This window comes from Siminovitchia jepli (assembly GCF_047228825.1).
GTDB lineage: Bacteria > Bacillota > Bacilli > Bacillales > Bacillaceae_C > Siminovitchia.
The window spans coordinates 1-16763 of record NZ_JBFEGN010000052.1; the positions used below are offsets into that span (position 1 = coordinate 1).

The 16763-nt window shown below is 37.2% G+C and carries 13 protein-coding genes and 1 pseudogene; 7 read left to right on the forward strand and 7 right to left on the reverse strand.

Annotated features, from left to right (window positions below; translation table 11 throughout):
* Nucleotides 1–601 precede the first annotated feature (601 nt).
* Complete coding sequence (locus AB1L08_RS15270) at nt 602–2611, reverse strand: oxidoreductase (RefSeq protein WP_413065522.1); 2010 nt, start codon at nt 2609–2611, stop codon at nt 602–604.
* 20 nt (nt 2612–2631) lie between these two features.
* The gene (locus AB1L08_RS15275) at nt 2632–4038 is read right to left on the reverse strand and encodes a sodium:solute symporter family protein (protein WP_413065523.1); all 1407 of its coding nucleotides are present in this window, start codon (nt 4036–4038) and stop codon (nt 2632–2634) included.
* A 179-nt stretch (nt 4039–4217) separates the two neighbouring features.
* Here AB1L08_RS15275 and AB1L08_RS15280 point away from each other — a divergent pair, with 179 nt between their 5' ends.
* A complete protein-coding gene (locus tag AB1L08_RS15280; protein ID WP_413065524.1) occupies nt 4218–5105 on the forward strand; it encodes a LysR family transcriptional regulator in 888 nt (295 codons plus the stop codon).
* 75 nt (nt 5106–5180) lie between these two features.
* Here the strand turns inward: AB1L08_RS15280 and AB1L08_RS15285 are convergent.
* Nucleotides 5181–5450 (reverse strand): annotated as a pseudogene (locus tag AB1L08_RS15285) (IS5/IS1182 family transposase); the annotation flags it as partial.
* A gap of 474 nt (nt 5451–5924) precedes the next feature.
* Between AB1L08_RS15285 and AB1L08_RS15290 the strand changes: the two are divergent.
* The 5 genes from AB1L08_RS15290 (at nt 5925) to AB1L08_RS15310 (ending at nt 11742) form a co-directional block, all read left to right on the forward strand.
* Nucleotides 5925–6869 (forward strand): sugar kinase, encoded by a 945-nt coding sequence (locus AB1L08_RS15290; protein WP_413065525.1) that lies wholly within the window; start codon nt 5925–5927, stop codon nt 6867–6869.
* 10 nt (nt 6870–6879) lie between these two features.
* Complete coding sequence (locus tag AB1L08_RS15295; RefSeq protein ID WP_413065526.1) at nt 6880–7503, forward strand: bifunctional 2-keto-4-hydroxyglutarate aldolase/2-keto-3-deoxy-6-phosphogluconate aldolase; 624 nt, start codon at nt 6880–6882, stop codon at nt 7501–7503.
* Between the two features lie 278 nt (nt 7504–7781).
* Nucleotides 7782–8942 carry a pyridoxal phosphate-dependent aminotransferase gene (locus tag AB1L08_RS15300; protein WP_413065527.1) on the forward strand — a complete coding sequence of 387 codons (1161 nt, stop codon included), beginning with the start codon at nt 7782–7784 and terminating at the stop codon, nt 8940–8942.
* A 47-nt stretch (nt 8943–8989) separates the two neighbouring features.
* Complete coding sequence (locus AB1L08_RS15305; protein ID WP_413065528.1) at nt 8990–10444, forward strand: alanine/glycine:cation symporter family protein; 1455 nt, start codon at nt 8990–8992, stop codon at nt 10442–10444.
* Nucleotides 10445–10740: 296 nt separating this feature from the next.
* Nucleotides 10741–11742: a LacI family DNA-binding transcriptional regulator gene (locus AB1L08_RS15310; protein WP_413065529.1), complete on the forward strand. Its 1002-nt coding sequence runs from the start codon at nt 10741–10743 to the stop codon at nt 11740–11742.
* A 182-nt stretch (nt 11743–11924) separates the two neighbouring features.
* Here the strand turns inward: AB1L08_RS15310 and AB1L08_RS15315 are convergent, their stop codons facing one another.
* The 4 genes from AB1L08_RS15315 to AB1L08_RS22585 all read right to left on the reverse strand — a co-directional run bounded on the left by AB1L08_RS15315 (nt 11925) and on the right by AB1L08_RS22585 (nt 15154).
* Nucleotides 11925–12392, reverse strand: a complete 468-nt coding sequence (locus AB1L08_RS15315; RefSeq protein ID WP_413065530.1) for a transposase family protein — start codon at nt 12390–12392, stop codon at nt 11925–11927.
* Between the two features lie 598 nt (nt 12393–12990).
* Complete coding sequence (locus AB1L08_RS15320; protein WP_413065531.1) at nt 12991–13803, reverse strand: sulfurtransferase; 813 nt, start codon at nt 13801–13803, stop codon at nt 12991–12993.
* A 4-nt stretch (nt 13804–13807) separates the two neighbouring features.
* On the reverse strand, nt 13808–14470 hold the full coding sequence (locus AB1L08_RS15325) for a cytochrome c biogenesis CcdA family protein (RefSeq protein ID WP_413065534.1): 663 nt from the start codon (nt 14468–14470) through the stop codon (nt 13808–13810).
* A gap of 363 nt (nt 14471–14833) precedes the next feature.
* Nucleotides 14834–15154 carry a PIN domain-containing protein gene (locus tag AB1L08_RS22585; protein WP_489686530.1) on the reverse strand — a complete coding sequence of 107 codons (321 nt, stop codon included), beginning with the start codon at nt 15152–15154 and terminating at the stop codon, nt 14834–14836.
* 355 nt (nt 15155–15509) lie between these two features.
* Between AB1L08_RS22585 and AB1L08_RS15330 the strand changes: the two genes are divergently transcribed.
* Entirely contained in the window at nt 15510–16631 is a 1122-nt protein-coding gene (locus AB1L08_RS15330; RefSeq protein WP_144461974.1) for a CdaR family transcriptional regulator, read from the forward strand.
* Nucleotides 16632–16763 lie beyond the last annotated feature (132 nt).

Consider the following 16763-nt stretch of genomic DNA (forward strand, 5'->3'; position numbering starts at 1 on the left):
TTTCGCAGGGAAATCGTTCAGGCAGCAGGCGTATTTGTGTCTCACGCCAGGCAAATCCTGTTAAAGATACAAGAAGGCTACCTTCATAAACAGGCTTTTAGATTCATGGTTCAAAGTGTACAACAACTTGAATAACCAGCTGTAACTGAATAAATTGGAAATTATTGGCCCCTTCATTTTGGGGAGGGGGGAGAACTGTCCAATTTTCCAGTTTCTCTTAATTTTAGTACCCAGATTTGCAAATTGTTCCCAAAAGGGCGTTAAATTATTTTTCGGCAAATTTACTTTCGTAATTTGGGGTTATAGTTTATGACATCTAATTTAAGTTGAACAGGATACGTATTTGCCTTTTTGGTAACCAAGCCCAGTGTCCCAAACTGTTGGAACGCACTGACCCATTTTCTTATATTCGTTTTACTTCGAATTCTAAATCATTGAGCCAATGAACCATATCAACCTTCACCAGCAAAATAAGCGTCAACCACTTTTTGTTTGAATCCTCCATCATTTTTGACCACAAAAACACCCCAAGAGTTAGAATTGGTTGGTCTAACTTTTGGGGTGCACATCACCTACCATGAAGAGCCTGATCCTTATTTTATCAACTACTTATTTCTTTGTGTTTTGACTTAACTGCTAATTCACTGCCAATTTTATTCCCTATACGTACTCCTTCAGCAATGGCCTCGCTCATTGTTCTTGGAGCAATACTGTCCCCAATGGTACTTACTTCAGCTCTAGGATTTAACTTTTTGATTTGTTCTTTCAATTGATTATTCGATTTTCTGAATCCAGCAAATACAATATAATCATAATCACCTGCCAGTTGTTCCTCATCCCTCCACGCGTCCTTGAACACAATAGCCCCATCTCTTTCACCATGTAATAACTGATTCGGTCTGCAGATCACTTTGTTTTTGGCAAGTGAGCGATACATTATTGGCTGGTTAGTTGAATCCAATTCTTCGCAAACAGTTTGGCGCGGGGAGAGTAATTCGACCTTTGCAGCACCCGCCTCCGCAATAAAGATTGCTGCATATGCACCTCTTTTTGCTCCTGCATCATAAATGAGGACTTTCTTACCGGTTATATTTGTAATCTTCCCTCTTAACACATCTGTATCAGTTACACATGAGGTTTGGACTAAATTCTTTTCAATTGGAATAATTGTTTCAGCTCCAAGGGCTAGCACGATTGAGTCCGGTGAAAGTTCTAAGATATAATCGGCTGTTGCTTCGGTGTTTAATTGGATTTCTACCTGTAGTCTCATTATTTCTCTTTTGAGCCACTCTACATGCAATCCATAATGATCCCTATTTGGTTGCTTCTTCCCATCGTTTATTTGCCCACCTAATGTTGCTGATCGCTCCAAAAGAATTACAGTATGACCTCTTAAGGCTGATACACGTGCAGCTTCCATTCCTGAGGGACCGCCGCCAACAATTACAACCTTTTGTTTTTCAACAGCGGGTGTTATATCATTCAATGAATCATCTGCAATTCCAGGATTTACAGCGCAAGCTATTGGAAAACCATCATATGTCCTGCCAATACAGCCCTGATTTGTACCAATGCAAGGACGAATTTGTGATATCCTGCCATAATAGGAGTGATTCGGCAAATCTGGATCTGCAATAATCGCCCTTGTCATTGCAACCAAGTCGCAATCCCCATCAATTAATGCACGTTCCGCCTGTTCGGGATCTAGGATACGCCCGGCAACCATGACGGGAACAGATAGGAACTTCTTCATTTTTCTTGCTAAATGGTTATAGCAACCGCGGGGATAGGGATCTGGAGGGATGGTCCCCGCTTGTAATTCTAGTGAGCTCCCTGTACTACCGCTGATATTAAATAAATCGATCTTCTTTAATTCATCTAACTTTATAGCGATTTCAAGTAAATCCTCCTGTGATAAACCAATTGCATCTGTTTGAGTATCGCCCGTCATACGAAAACTGATAATAAAATCTTCCGATACAGCACTGGAAATCGCTTCTATTACCTGAATGGAGAACAGCATTCTTCCCGCCAAATCTCCGCCATACTCATCTGTCCTTTGATTAATAACAGGACTCCAAAATTGTTCAATTAAATGCCCTCCATACGAAGTAACTTCAATTCCATCAAAACCGCATCTTTCAAGTCTTTTCGCAGCTGAAGCATATGCCTGAATTATCTTTTGAATCTCCTCCTTATTTAAGACTGCGGGAATTTCACCATTAAGATCCTCAGGGACTGCAGAGGGCGCTTGAATAGGATATCCTGTCATCTTTGAACTGATCCTTCGCCCCTTATGTGTTGCCTGTGCAATAATAGTGGCCCCATGGTCATGAACTATTTTTGTTAATTTTTTAAAGGGCTCTTCATTCTTAGGATTCCATAGACTAACATATTTTGGGTGAGCCGCTTTTTCATATACAGTCCCGGATCCGCATGTGAAAATTAGTCCAGCTCCGCCGGCTGCTTTCCTAGCATAATAGCGTATAAACTTTTCATTAATGATTCCTTCGTTGGCAAGTGATTCGCCGTGTGCACTTGATACAATTCTATTTTTAATTATTTTATTTTTTATTCTTAATTCCTTAAATAGATGTGGAAAATGAGGCATTAGTATACTCCTCCTTTTTTTTATTTTACTTGAGTAGTATCAAGGGGTACAGGTTGAGTGGTATTCTGGGTGAATAAACTTATACAAACCAATGCTATGACTGATAAAGGAAGTGAAAGTAATATTGTATTGCCCCCAATTGGGTTTCCAGTAATTTCAATAAGAATGGTTGAACAGCCTCCTGTTAATATAGAAGCAACTGCACCTTGAGTGGTTGCCTTTTTCCAGAAAAAACTAGCTAAAATGACAGGTGTAATGGCGGCAGCGTACATGGTATAAGCAAAGATGGATAGTTTTAACACACTTGTAAAGAATAGTGCCATCAAGTAGGCAAAAACTCCAATAGCGATAACAGTGATTCTATTAAATTTTAAATATTTATTCTCAGGAAGTTTTCCTTTGAATCGTTCATAAAGGTCATAAACAATATTTCCTGACATCGAAAGCAAAAAAGAGTTGGCAGTTGTAATCAGTAAAGCTGTAAAGGCAGCGAGAATTAATGCTCCAACTGAAACAGGTAGATTATTGTTTGCAATCTGGATAAGGGCTGTATCCGGCTTTATATTAGGTAACAGCACAATTGCGGTAGTAACAAAGAATGTAATTAAAGTATAAATGGTTACAACCCCGATAAAAAAACCTATAGTGGATCTTCTTGCTGTTTGTTCTGTTTTGGAAGCAGAAAATCGCTGCAGCATGCTTTGATCGCCAATAATGTAAATAAATAAAGGTAGAAAATATCCGACTAATTGTAAGGGAGTTAACCCTCCGTTCCAGGTGAATTTAGAATCTGGTAAATTGGCTGCAAGATTTGAAAAACCGCCGACCTCTATTAGGATAAAAGGAACAGCTAAAAAGAAGCCAAAAATAATAAGTAAGGCACTGAACATATCTGTATATGAAACCGAAAATAATCCTCCTGTAGCGGCCAATACAATAACAAAAATAACCGTTAATAAAGACCCAATGTGCTCTGGAATACCTGTTGTAATATTAAGGACATAGCCGCCAGAGATAAATTGGTAGGATAAAACACTTAGGTAGGTTAGGAGTATAAAAATGGTTGAGCAGAGTCGTGCGGTTTTCCCAAAACGAACTTCAAGCATTTCTGGTACAGTTCGTTTTGCCAATGTCCGAGTTTTTGCTGCAAGGAAATACATAACGATAATTCCTAAGGGGCCACCTAAAAAATAAAAAATGGCTGCCAATGGTCCGTATTGATAAACAAAGCTTGCCCCTCCAACAAGAGAACCGGAGCCAACCCATGAAGCGGTTAATGTACCTATAACAACAATGAGTGGAAGCCTGTGTCCGGCGATGATAAAATCGTCACCGCTCGTTACTTCCCGTTTATTGTAGTAAAGCGCAAGAAGGACCATAAGAACTGCGTAAATAATAATTACAACAATATGGATAGATATTGCCAACACATCCTTTCCGTTTTTCGTTTCGCAGAATAACCAATTCCCTCCCTTTTCTGTTGAAATAACAAGCTGAAAATTTTAAAAAGTTTGTATAAATAAATTATCATAGATCATGTATAATTAGAAATATATATTTCATTACCTATTAATATCAAATTAATATTAGTAAGGGGTGAGTAAGTATGGAATTGCGTCATCTTAAATATTTTGTAGCGGTTGCAAATGAACTGCACTTCGGAAGAGCTGCAGAAAAATTGCAAATAGCTCAACCGCCTCTAAGTCAACAAATAAAAGCTTTAGAGGAAGAACTAGGGGTATTATTGTTTGAAAGGACTAAACGGCGGGTTGCTTTAACAGAATCGGGAAAAGCTTTTTTAAAAAGAGTGAATAAAATCCTTAAGGACATAGACCAAGCAAGTGTTGAAGCTGTTAGTATTCACCGGGGGGAATCGGGGCAAATTAAACTAGGGTTTGCAGGTCTGGTCACTTTCGACCTTCTTCCATTTATTTTACAAACCTTTCAGGAAAGGTATCCACGAGTAAAAGTCAATATGCATCATCTTACTACAACTGAACAAATAGAGGCCCTAGAAGAAAATGAGATTGATATTGGAATATTAATACCGCCAGTTGATAGTAGAAGAATTCATCTTGAGGTGATAAGAGAGGAGCCTTTTATTCTCGCGATTAACCGAGCACATCCTTTTGGAAAAATGAATAAGGCTATTCATCTTTCCGCATTAGCCAACAATAAATTTATAATGCCACCAAGAAGTGCAGGACCAGGGTATTATGACTCTATTATTAGTCTTTGTCATCAAGCGGGCTTCAGCCCGAATACCTCACAGGAAGCTAAAGAACTGCAAACCGTTGTTTCTTTGGTTGCAGCAGGAATTGGAGTAGCCATACTACCATCGTCGATCCAAAACATAAAGAATGACCATGTTACTTATTTGCCAATAAATAATACAATCAAAATCCAAACGTGCATTGCTTATAAGAAGGATAATACTTCGGCAGTTATAGAATCTTTTCTTTCGTTGATAAGAAAAAGTCTCATCGAAAAATAAATTAATTGAAATGAATCATTTTCATAATTGTTCTTTATAAAAATTTCAACATCGCTTAGAAGAAAAAGAGAACTGGCCGCAATCAAGGCTGAAAATGATGTCGTTCTTTAATCGCTTGACCAAGTCTTTAACGGATGGGATTCGTTCGGTAATCCTGGCAACCAGGGAATAAACCATAGCTGCATAGTTAAGCTCAACAGGCCTGGCGAAACGTGACTTTTTCTTTACACAGCGAGGATTGGGTCAATATCTATTGCTGAAAAAAACAGCCTCAAATCGTTGGGTAGGTTCCAAATCATATAATTCTTGCGGGTCAAACAGGCTTCCTTGTCGTATAATAGGCATAGGGAGTCTTCCTCCAGTCTTTGAGTTTTGTGTCCAATACTTACTCATTTCGACATTTTGGGGAGGTACTCCTTTTTTTGCGTCTCAAAAGCCTTGGGGCTCTAAGGGTTTAATTTATGAAATTGATTCAATTATATAAGATAAAGAATCTTTTAGTGTTTTTGTCTGTTCTTACTTTTTGCATAATTCAGTTCTCTTATTCCGCATTACACCATCATGATCCGCTATTTTAGTAATTGATCAAATACCAATCCGTTTAACTTGTGAAAGCCATTCCCAAGTAGATCATTATGAAAATGAAAGGGCTTGAAGTACTTCGTTCAATGATGGATTAATCTCAAACGCCCCTTTATTTGGAATGATTTTTTAAAAAAATACATTGCAATTATTAATGTCTGCATGTTACGATAAGTATATCGGTTTACTAAACCGATATACTAAATCGTTTTATCTATTGGGCAAGGAGCGTTTGTATTGAAGAAAAATAGAATTGCAACGATTGGAGAGGCGATGGTCGTCTTTAATCCCACAAAAACGGGCCCACTCCGATTTGTTCATTCTTTTGAACGGGCAGTCGGAGGTGCAGAGCTAAACTTTGCAATTGGTGCAGCACGGTTAGGCCTTGAGGCGAAATGGATCAGCTCCTTAGGTGATGATGAATTTGGGAAAGTCATATACAACTTTGCTCGAGGTGAAGGAATTGATGTATCGGATGTAAGTCTATCTGAGCGATATGCAACATCCGTTTACTTTAAAGAGATCCAAGAAAACGGATCAGGTAAATCGTTTTATTATCGTCAGCCTTCTCCATTGCTTGAGTTAACAGTTGATAAAATCAATGAATCTGTTCTCAAAAATGTTGATCTATTACACATCAGTGGAGTGTACTTAGCAGTATGCAAACATAATATTGAAGTTGTACAAAAGTTAATAGACCTTGCAAAAAAACTGCATATCCCCATTTCATTTGATCCAAATTTGCGATTAAAGCTATGGACAATTGAAGAGGCTAGAGCAGTGTATGAAACAATCTACCCTTCTGTAACGATTTTTTTAGCAGGGGCTGAAGAGTTTGAATTGCTATTTGGAAGCGACTGTGTCGAGGAGGTACAAGCCCGCTATCAAATTGAAGAAATGGTGATTAAGAAAGGCGGGCAGGGAGCAGCTGTGTATGTTAACGGACAATGGATTGAGCGTGAAGCATACAAAATAAAAGCAGTTGATACAGTTGGTGCAGGCGATGCCTTCGATGCGGCATATATTTATGGGTACTTGCATCAAGAAGTGATTGGTGAACGTCTTCGTCTTGCAAATGGAGCAGGCGCACTCGTTGCTACTATTAAAGGAGACAATGAGGGATTACCGTCTCTTAAGGAGCTAAAGCAATTTATTGGGGATGAACAAATTATCGAACGATAGGAGGAAGGTTATGCAAAAATTCAAGGTTTTGAAAGCGTTAACGGATGGTAAGGTAGTGGCGGTTATTCGTGGCAATAGTCCAGAGGAGGCGGCCCTTTTATCTCAGGCTGCGATTGCAGGAGGCATACGAGCAATTGAGTTAACGTATACAACTCCATTTATTAAAGACACATTTAAGGAGTTGCGTAATACCGATGCATTAATAGGAGCGGGGACGGTGTTAGATGCTGAGACAGCAAGACATGCCATTTTGAATGGAGCGAATTTTATTGTTAGTCCGAGCTTTCATTCGGAGATTGCAGTTATTTGTAACCGCTATTCCATTCCTTACCTGCCAGGTTGTATGACCATTAAGGAAATGGTGTCGGCTCTTGAGAGCGGAAGCGATATAATCAAGCTCTTCCCGGCAAATCAATTTCAGCCCAGTTTTATAAAGGCTGTAAAAGGTCCTCTTCCCAATGTGTCTATTATGCCAACAGGCGGTGTCGGGTTATCTAATATGAATGATTGGCTCAAAGCGGGAGCGGTGGCAGTCGGAATTGGCAGTGATTTAAATAAAGCGTATATAGAAAACGGCTATGCTGGTGTAGTAGAAAAGGCAAAGATCTATATTCAACAGCTTTCAGTACAATAGGAGCATTCCCTTAATGAAAGAAATTTGAAGCTTGGACAAAAAAGAGACTCCTTGGATACGATTTTTCCATGGCTTCGAAGCGATACCCAAAATCAAAAGATATTGTTAATCACACGGTATTGATATTGACAAAAACAAATATGTAGCCTGGACAGGGTGATCAGAATTGGAATTGGGAAAAAGGCTAATCTTTTGAAAACAGCATATACAGACTAAGAGCTTCTTGATTTGTCAATAAAGGATTTTGAAGAAAACTTAACTTTATTGGGAGGATATCTATGATTTCTTTATCAAATGTTGCAAAAAACTATCCTGCATCCGCTATTAGACGTATGTTTGAATTGGCAAACCAATATGAAGATATTATAAAACTTACAGTAGGAGAACCAAACTTTGAAACACCAGATCATATAAAAATAGCTGCGAAGAATGGTATTGACGAAAATCTTACTCATTATGTATCAAATGCTGGAACTGATGAACTTCGTCAGGCAGTAGCTAAAAAGTATACTGTTGAATTTGGGACGGAATATACTTCTGATCAAGTAATGGTAGCTTTTGGAGGGATGGAAGCAATTATGTTAGCCCTGGTGGCGACAATCAACCCAGGTGATGAAGTACTTATTGCTGACCCTTCTTATCCTAATTACTTAGGACAGATTTTTATGCTTGGCGGGAAGGCAGTGCCCGTTCCTGTTTATGAAGAAAATGCGTTTAAATTAAAGGCAGAAGACGTTGAAAAAGCTATTACTTCCAAAACAAAAGCTATCATTTTAAATTCTCCTAGCAATCCATTAGGTGCAGTACTGGAAGAAAAGGATATAAAACAGTTGGCAGAAGTAGTGTTAAAACATAATCTAATCGTTATTTCTGACGAGGTATACGAAAAAATTATTTATGATGATAAAGTACATTTTAGTATCGCTCAAATTCCTGACGTGAAAGACAATGTACTCATTATTAATAGTTTATCCAAAACGTATGCTATGACTGGGTGGAGAGTAGGATTTGTCATTGGTAATGAAAAGATTATTTCGGTAATGCCAAAAATTCAAGAAGGAATGGCTTCCTGTGTACCACCTTTTATTCAGAAAGCAGCCGTTGAAGCAATTAATGGTTCACAATTAATTGTAAAAGAGATGTTGGAGCATTATAAACGTCGCCGGGAAATTTTAATTACTGGTTTAAATGAAATTCCAGGTTTTTCATGTATTCATACGGAAGGCAGCTTTTATGCTTTTCCAAACATTAAAGAGTTTAAAAAGCCGTCAGAAGATTTCGCTATAGAACTTTTAACAGAGGCAGGGGTTGCGGTTACTCCTGGATCTGCATTCGGAAATATGGGTGAAGGATATTTGCGTTTTTCATTTGCTAACTCAGACGAGAATTTAATTGAAGCTGTTCGACGAATTAGAGAACATGTAGAGAAAAAATACTAACGTTTTTGCATGGCATAGTAAAAACTTTGAAGATATGGGGGATATTTATGGAGAAAGTTGTTGAGTTAATTAATTCTATTGTGTGGAGCAATGCTCTTGTCATTTTGATAATGGCAGTAGGTTTGTTCTTCTCTTTTAAGACTAAATTTTTACAAATTAGACATTTAAAAGAAATGGTAAAAGTTATGCTTGATCGAAATGCGTCGAAAACGGGTGTATCTTCTTACCAAGCATTATTAATGTCCATTGCAGGACGCGTCGGTATTGGGAATATAGCCGGGGTTGCTACGGCTATTGGTTTAGGAGGCCCGGGCGCTATATTCTGGATGTGGCTGATGGCGTTTATTGGAATGGCTACTTCTTTTGTTGAAAGTACATTAGGACAAATTTATAAAGAAAAAAAAGGCGATGAATTTCGCGGAGGCCCTGCTTATTATTTATCAAAAGGGTTAGGTAAAAAATGGTACGGTTCATTATTTGCAATCACTATAGCATTTGCCTATGGAGTACTCTTAACGGGAGTTCAATCAAATGGGATAACTGCATCTTTTAGTACAGCATTTAATATTGAGCCTATTATTACGACAGTATTTATTTGTATATTGGTGGGTATCGTTATTTTCGGCGGAGTTAAGAGGTTTGCGAAATTTTCCGAAATTGTTGTTCCGTTTATGGCACTTGCTTATATTTTAGTAGCTTTACTTATAGTAGTCATGAATATAGATAAATTACCAAGTATTGTAGCGTTAATTTTTTCTAGTGCGTTTGGTGTTGAAGAAACCTTTGGAGGAATTATTGGTGCTGCTATTGCATGGGGAGTAAAAAGAGGAATTTATTCGAATGAAGCGGGTCAAGGGACTGCTCCACATGCAGCTTCATCGGCTGATGTCACCCATCCAGCTAAACAAGGATTAGTTCAAGCATTAGGTGTATTTATTGATACAATTATTGTGTGTAGTGCAACAGCATTTATGATTTTAATAACTGGCAAATATAATGTCGAAAATCCAAACGGTGGTTTTCTGGTAAACAATATAGGCGATACAGAAATTGGAGTTGGGTATACCCAACTTGCAGTAGATTCTGTATTTAATGGATTTGGTAGTATATTTGTAGCCATAGCAGTTTTTTTCTTTGCTATTACAACATTATTGTTTATAGCATATGTTGCAGAGATAAACTTCGTGTATATATTTGGCGATAACCAAATTTATAAGAATATTTTAAGGATCATTGTAATTCTTTCAACATTCTACGGAGGAATTGTATCAGCTAACTTAATTTGGGCGATAGCTGATATAGGAGTTGGTCTCATTACTTGGATAAATGTTATTGGTATTTTTCTTTTACGAAAGCCAGTATTAAATACCCTTAAGGACTACGAACAGCAAAGAGCAATGGGAATTGATCCAGTTTTTAATCCAATTAAATTAGGGATAAAAAATGCGACTTTCTGGGAAGAAAGAAATTCTCAAATAGAAAAAGAAAAAAGATCTTTATAATCAAGAAGTATTTAGACAGCCTTCTTTAAGTAACCCTTGAAGAAGGCTGTCTTTATGAAATAAACTTGATTACTGGAGATGCTTTTTTGTATATAAATGATGCCATCAACTATTTTGAGAATTGGAGCTACAATACGAATAAAGCTCAAATCATCCTATAAATGTACGCAGTTGTTTTTAAAGATGTTGATGCGCATGCCTCCTATTGGTAGATGAATAGCATGTTATTTTACCTGCACTTAATTATGTATGATAGAATGAAACGAGAGTATATCACCTGTAGGAGATTGATTGTCGTGAAAAAAGCAACAATAGCTGATGTGGCAAAGCGTGCAAATGTATCGAAAAGCACGGTTTCCCAATATTTAAACAAGCGCTATGAATACATGGGAGAAGAAACGCGAAAAAAAATTGAAAAGGCGATTCAGGAGCTGAACTACCGACCGAACTTCATGGCTCGAAGCTTGAAACAAAAATCCACCTTTACGATCGGTGTCATTGTCGCCAATATTATTCATGGCTTTTCAACAAAAATTGTTAATGGTCTTGAAGCGGAATTTGATAAAAAAGGATTTCATATGATTATTTGCAATTCGGCCGATGAGCCATCAAAGGAAAAGAAGCATATTGAAACGCTTCTAGAAAGACAGGTGGATGGCTTCATCATATTTCCAACCGGAAAAAATGAGGTGCTTTATCGTACACTAACAATGCAAAACATTCCCATTGTTTTTATCGACCGTTTTATTGAAGAACTTGATATCCCATCTGTACTTCTCGATAATATGAAGGCAATGGAGATGGCTGTCTCCTCCTTCAATGTACATCCCTTAGCGGTCATAACAACTTCTTTGGATCTTCAAATTACGCCGCGTGTTGAACGGCTTGAGGGCTTCAGGCTTGCCTTGCAAAAGCGAAATATTAGAGTTCAAGAGGAGTATATTCGACATGGTCGGCTAAAGGAGCTGCCACAAATTTTTAATGAGCTTTTTTCTTTAGCGGCCCCTCCAAAGGGCATTATTGCCACAAATGACCGCGTTTCGCAGGAGCTCATGCTATATGTAAAAAAACATCATATTCGTGTACCAGATGAACTCCAAATTGTTGTTATTGATGAAATGCCATATACAGAATTCATGACTCCTCCACTCACAGCGATTGAGCAGCCTTCTGACCTTATGGCTAAGCAAGCTGCTGCTTTGTTGTTTGAAAAAATTGAAATGGGAACTTTCAAGGAAACAAAAAAGCTTTATCGATTTGAGCCGATTTTTCTCAAAAGAGACTCTACACTGTTATAAAAGTCACCTTTGAGAAGAATGGTTTAATTTGAAATTCCTAAAAGGCGCTATGGCGGCCCCTGCATGGAAGTCTTATGTGACAGATGAAGATATTTCGAATAATCGTCTACAACAACAGTGAGAATAAACAGATAGACTGGAAAAGGCCCTCTACCAATTCGGTGATTGGATGAAGGGCCTTTTTATTTAGAGTGGTTGATTCCCGTGCCATCCACAACAATGAGCCAATATTTATCCGAAATCCGATATGATTCAAAGCATCTTTTTTTAAGAAGTGCCTTGATCATATACGTTCTAACTTTCTCCAGTTCTTTGCCATCCAGTTTGGATAAAAAGTCATTGATCGTATCGTAATGAGGCAGCTCTTCAAGCTGTTTTAAACCCAAAACTTTTTTTACATTTTTAATGCATTCTTCCTTGTTGAAGCGCTCCGTCATGCTTCTCATTGAATCAATGCCGAATGCATTTTTCAGGAGAATCGTATATAGAATCGTCTCCGCTCCATAAGTGATATAGCTTTGATGCCTGGGGTCTTTAATCTTTTTTAATGTGTTTGTAAATTCTTTAAAGAAATGACGCTGAATTTTGACGAACTCGAAGAAAAAGTTTTTATTTTTTTCTCTTTCACGTTTTTCTTTTCTTGTAATCATCCATAAATCCCCCTAAATCATGATAAACACAGTTAAATTATCCCATATTTATCAAAATTTAGGGGGTATGATAATTGAAATTATCTCGAAGATTTTTTACTCCTCAAGGCTGGAAAATAGATAGGATTTTTGGTTATTTGACCGAGACATTTCAAGTATAGTTCACGATCAAAGGAGCCAGATATTCCAGGATTCTAGCTCTGCCGAAGAGCCTATCATGATCGCCACCATGTCAACCGGCTCACCCCATGGCAAGGGTGGCTCAAAATTATGTCAAAAACATGGCGAGCATGGCTCTATCCCATGGCGATATTCACTTGGCACTTGCCGGTAAACTTTGTGGCGTTGAGTGGTAAAAACTATGTCACTAGTGGTACATTTCATTTGCGGTAATCAAAAGGAGCATTTGGAGTTGTAAGGAGAATGGATTATCTAAAAAAGTTCCCAAAATAAATCAGGCGAGGAAAATTGAAACTCGCCTGATTCTGCATTTAAGGATAAACACCGCTTTGTCATACATTTTTTTGTATACAGCATTATAGTCAAGATATATTCTTTGCATTATTTTTACCAACATTTTGGAAAATTATGGATAACATTAGATAATTGGAGAATCAGGCTTCCGGATCCATTCATGCCATGAACCAATATAATTTCTTATAGTTTGAAATCCTGCCCATTTTAAAGCCAATGCTGTGTTTGCTGATCTCGCCCCGCGATGGCAATAAATAATCACATCACTGTTTGGAAAGATACCTTTTTCTCCGGCAATCTTAATAATATGTTCCCTTGGCAAAAATTTACCCGATTTATCTATAAGCATTTCCCAGTTTAAATGAACAGCCCCAGGAATCCTTCCCTTTACATTGCAACATTTATCAACCGTTAATCCTTTATACTCTTCCAAACTTCTTGAATCAATAATAATCGTTTCTCTTTTGCCAATACTTTGAATAACATCCTCATAAGTCGCAAGGAGATGATAGCAAGGATTTATCGGAAAATAGTATTCCTTTTTGATAGGATAAAATGTATCTGAATCCGTCTTGCCACCTGCATTTTTCCATGAATGTAATCCCCCGTTGAGAACGCTGCCTCCTTTACCGCCTGCAAAGTTAAAAAACCATAATGCTCTAGCAGAACGCATACCAGTATTTTCCTCATAAAAAGCGACTCTTTTGTTACAAAACGGTACTAATGGGGCGAAAGCTTTTTGTAAATAGTTTTGTAGTTTTATGATTCCTTCAGGGGATGTTGATTCCAAAATAAAATCATAAACATTTATAGAAAGAGATCCGGGGATACGCTCTTTTAAGTATTGTTCCAAAGGTCTAGTATCAACCAATATGAATTGATCCTGATCTTCTAATATTTCTGTAGCTTCTATCAACAAAGGAGCCACTCCGTTCATATGGTTATTCCATACCTAAAAACTGCCGTATCATTTGACCTCCACTCCAAGTTGCAAGACCGGTAATCATCCCCAATTTATTGGTAACCATTAACAGACCAACAATTACAATTAATGTTCCCCCAAATTGTTGTATACGGTTGAAATGATTTCCCATTCGGCTAAACAAAAGGCGCAATGGTTCTGCAAACAGAAATGCAATAAGAAACATTATGCCAAACCCTAAGGAATAGGCAAGCATATGTAGGATGTTTCCTATCAAACTGCCATTTACTGTTATAAATAGAAGAACACTGCCTAAGAAAATATTGCCCCATCCTGGTGCAATAACCATTCCTGTTACAAAAGATCGCAGGAAACCTGGTTTAATAGATTTAGTTGCAGCTATTTCCACATTTGCTTTATTTGATATATTTAATTGTAAAATTTTCATTTGAAGCAAGCCTAAAACGATTAAAACGACCCCGGCAAGGACTTTTACGATGTCCAGGACAGAAGCAACAGCTTCCCCTATCCATGATGCAATGATGCCTAGTATCACCATCGTAAACGTAAATCCTAATATGAAATAAACAGCATTTAACAACAACTTTTTTCTAATACCTTTATGATCAGTAGCCGAACCGGCCACTTCCCCACTCAGAAAACCTAAAATAGCAGGGAGCATTGGCAATAGTCAAGGCGCACAAAAGGCTAATGATCCCACGCCAAATGTTAAAAGTAATGATAATTCATCCATATTCTCCTACCTCCCTATAGTTGTATTCACTGATATTTCATGATCACAATATTAAGAAAGATTTATACTTTGTATAAGTTATTCTTATAATAAAGGCAAAGTTTGGTAATCATGATTATAATGTAATTATAATACTGTTTTTTAAAAATCAATAATATATGGAAAATTTCATTAATGCTATTCATGGGGGCTTGGGGTTGATTTTGTGAATTGGGAAAACAAAAGACAGCTCTCTCGGTAAATGGATGAAGCTGTCTTCATTAGTTTGCAGCGAAAAACAATATATGTTTTTCACAAAAAAGGATACTGTTTAAAAACCTGCTGATTCAATTTTTCTGAAATTCTGCATGTGCATTCATAAAAGAGCTTAATGATAAGCTCCCTGAACTCCTTATCAGACAGGATTCCATGTTCGAAACAGCTTGATAATATCCCAATTGTACCTGTGTACTCAATGTTATATTCGTCACACGTTTCCTTAATTCTTCTTTCGTTGGAGGTGCAAAGCACCGCTTGTTCAAAGGCTATGACAATAACTTCAACGTCGTAATCGGAAAGCTTCCTTTTTGAAGTAGAAATTTCAAGGAATAAACCAGAGTTTGATGTGGTAATTCCTTGGCACTTGTTGGTAAACTTTGTGGCGTTTGGTGGTAAAAACTATGTCATTGGTGGTACATTTCATTGGCGGTAATCACCAACGGGGAAGTATATCCTTTTTTAAAGCTCATTCACAGAACATTTAATTAATTCAACTGTATTCCAGGGAATTGCTATTTTGGCAGTACAGCTAAGCTTTGGTCAACTTTAAATTTAAAATAATAGCATTTAAAATAATAAGGTCCTTTTTGAACATCCTCTGTAAAGTGATATGGCCCGTTTTTTTTTTTGCCTGGAAGTTTGTTAAACGCCTTGGATGGGGCCATGTTATAATAGAAGATGCATATACCATGGATAGAGGGTGGACTTTATGGAAATTTCCACAGACCTGGCGCAAACGATTGTAACTGAAATGAAGGAAATTATTGGGCAGAATATTAACTATATTAATACGGATGGTTTTATTATTGCCAGTACAAACGAGGAACGAATTGGTACTTTACATGAAGGTGGAAAAAAAGTAATTGAAACAAAAAGAGATTTGGTTATTGAATATGATGGTGAATTTTCCGGTGCAAAAAAAGGGATTAACTTGCCTGTATATTTTGAAAGTAAAATAGTTGGGGTTATCGGCATTACGGGTAAACGGGAAGAAGTTGAGGGATATGGAAAGATTATTAAGCGCATGACCGAGTTATTGATTAAAGATGCGTATGCAAACAGGGTAATCAGCCAACAAAAGGAAACCCAGCGTATGATAGTGGAACAGCTTCTTACATTGACAAGTGATGAAGAGAGGCATGAATTATTTAAACGGCTTAACATATCTAATGTAGATACCAGTTTGCCAAGGATGGCAGTGGTGGCTAAAATAGATGATGATCGTATCAGAATGGATAGAACAGAGCAGATTTTCCAAATATTCAATGAGAGACTAGTCAAGTATTTTGATAATTTTATTGCTCAAATTAATAACAATATTGTCATACTACTTCGAGAACTGTCCCAAGAAGAATTGAATCAGATATTGTTCGATATTATAAATGAAGTAAAAAATAAGTTGAATCTAAATATAAAGGTTGGTGTAGGGACAGCAGTGCGAGATATATTACATGTGAAAAAATCATATGAAGAGGCTTGCATTGCTCAAAGTTGGGCAATCGTATCAAAAGATAAGAATACTATGTATTATAATGACTTGGGGATCGAGTTAATCCTTGAAGAGGTTTCGAAAAAAACTTCCGATAAATTTATCCATAAAGTGATCGGCTCCTTGGAACATAAAGATATAAAGGAGTACGAAGAAATAATTTCTTTATTTGATAAGTACAATGGTTCAATAAAAAGAATATCGGAGCTGCTTTTTATTCACAAAAACACATTGCAATACAAGTTGAATCGGTTGTATGAAAAGACGGGTTATGACATGAGAAATTACCGGGATCTTTTAATGCTGAAAATCGCATTTTTGTTATATAAAAGCCGTAAATGAAAGAAGAGAAATTTGTTACAGGTAACAAATTTCTCTTCTTTCATTTATTAAAAAATCGTTTTTTGAAACATAGATAGGACCATGATTACCCTATATAATTAGAATAACACCATAATTAGAAAACGTTTTCTT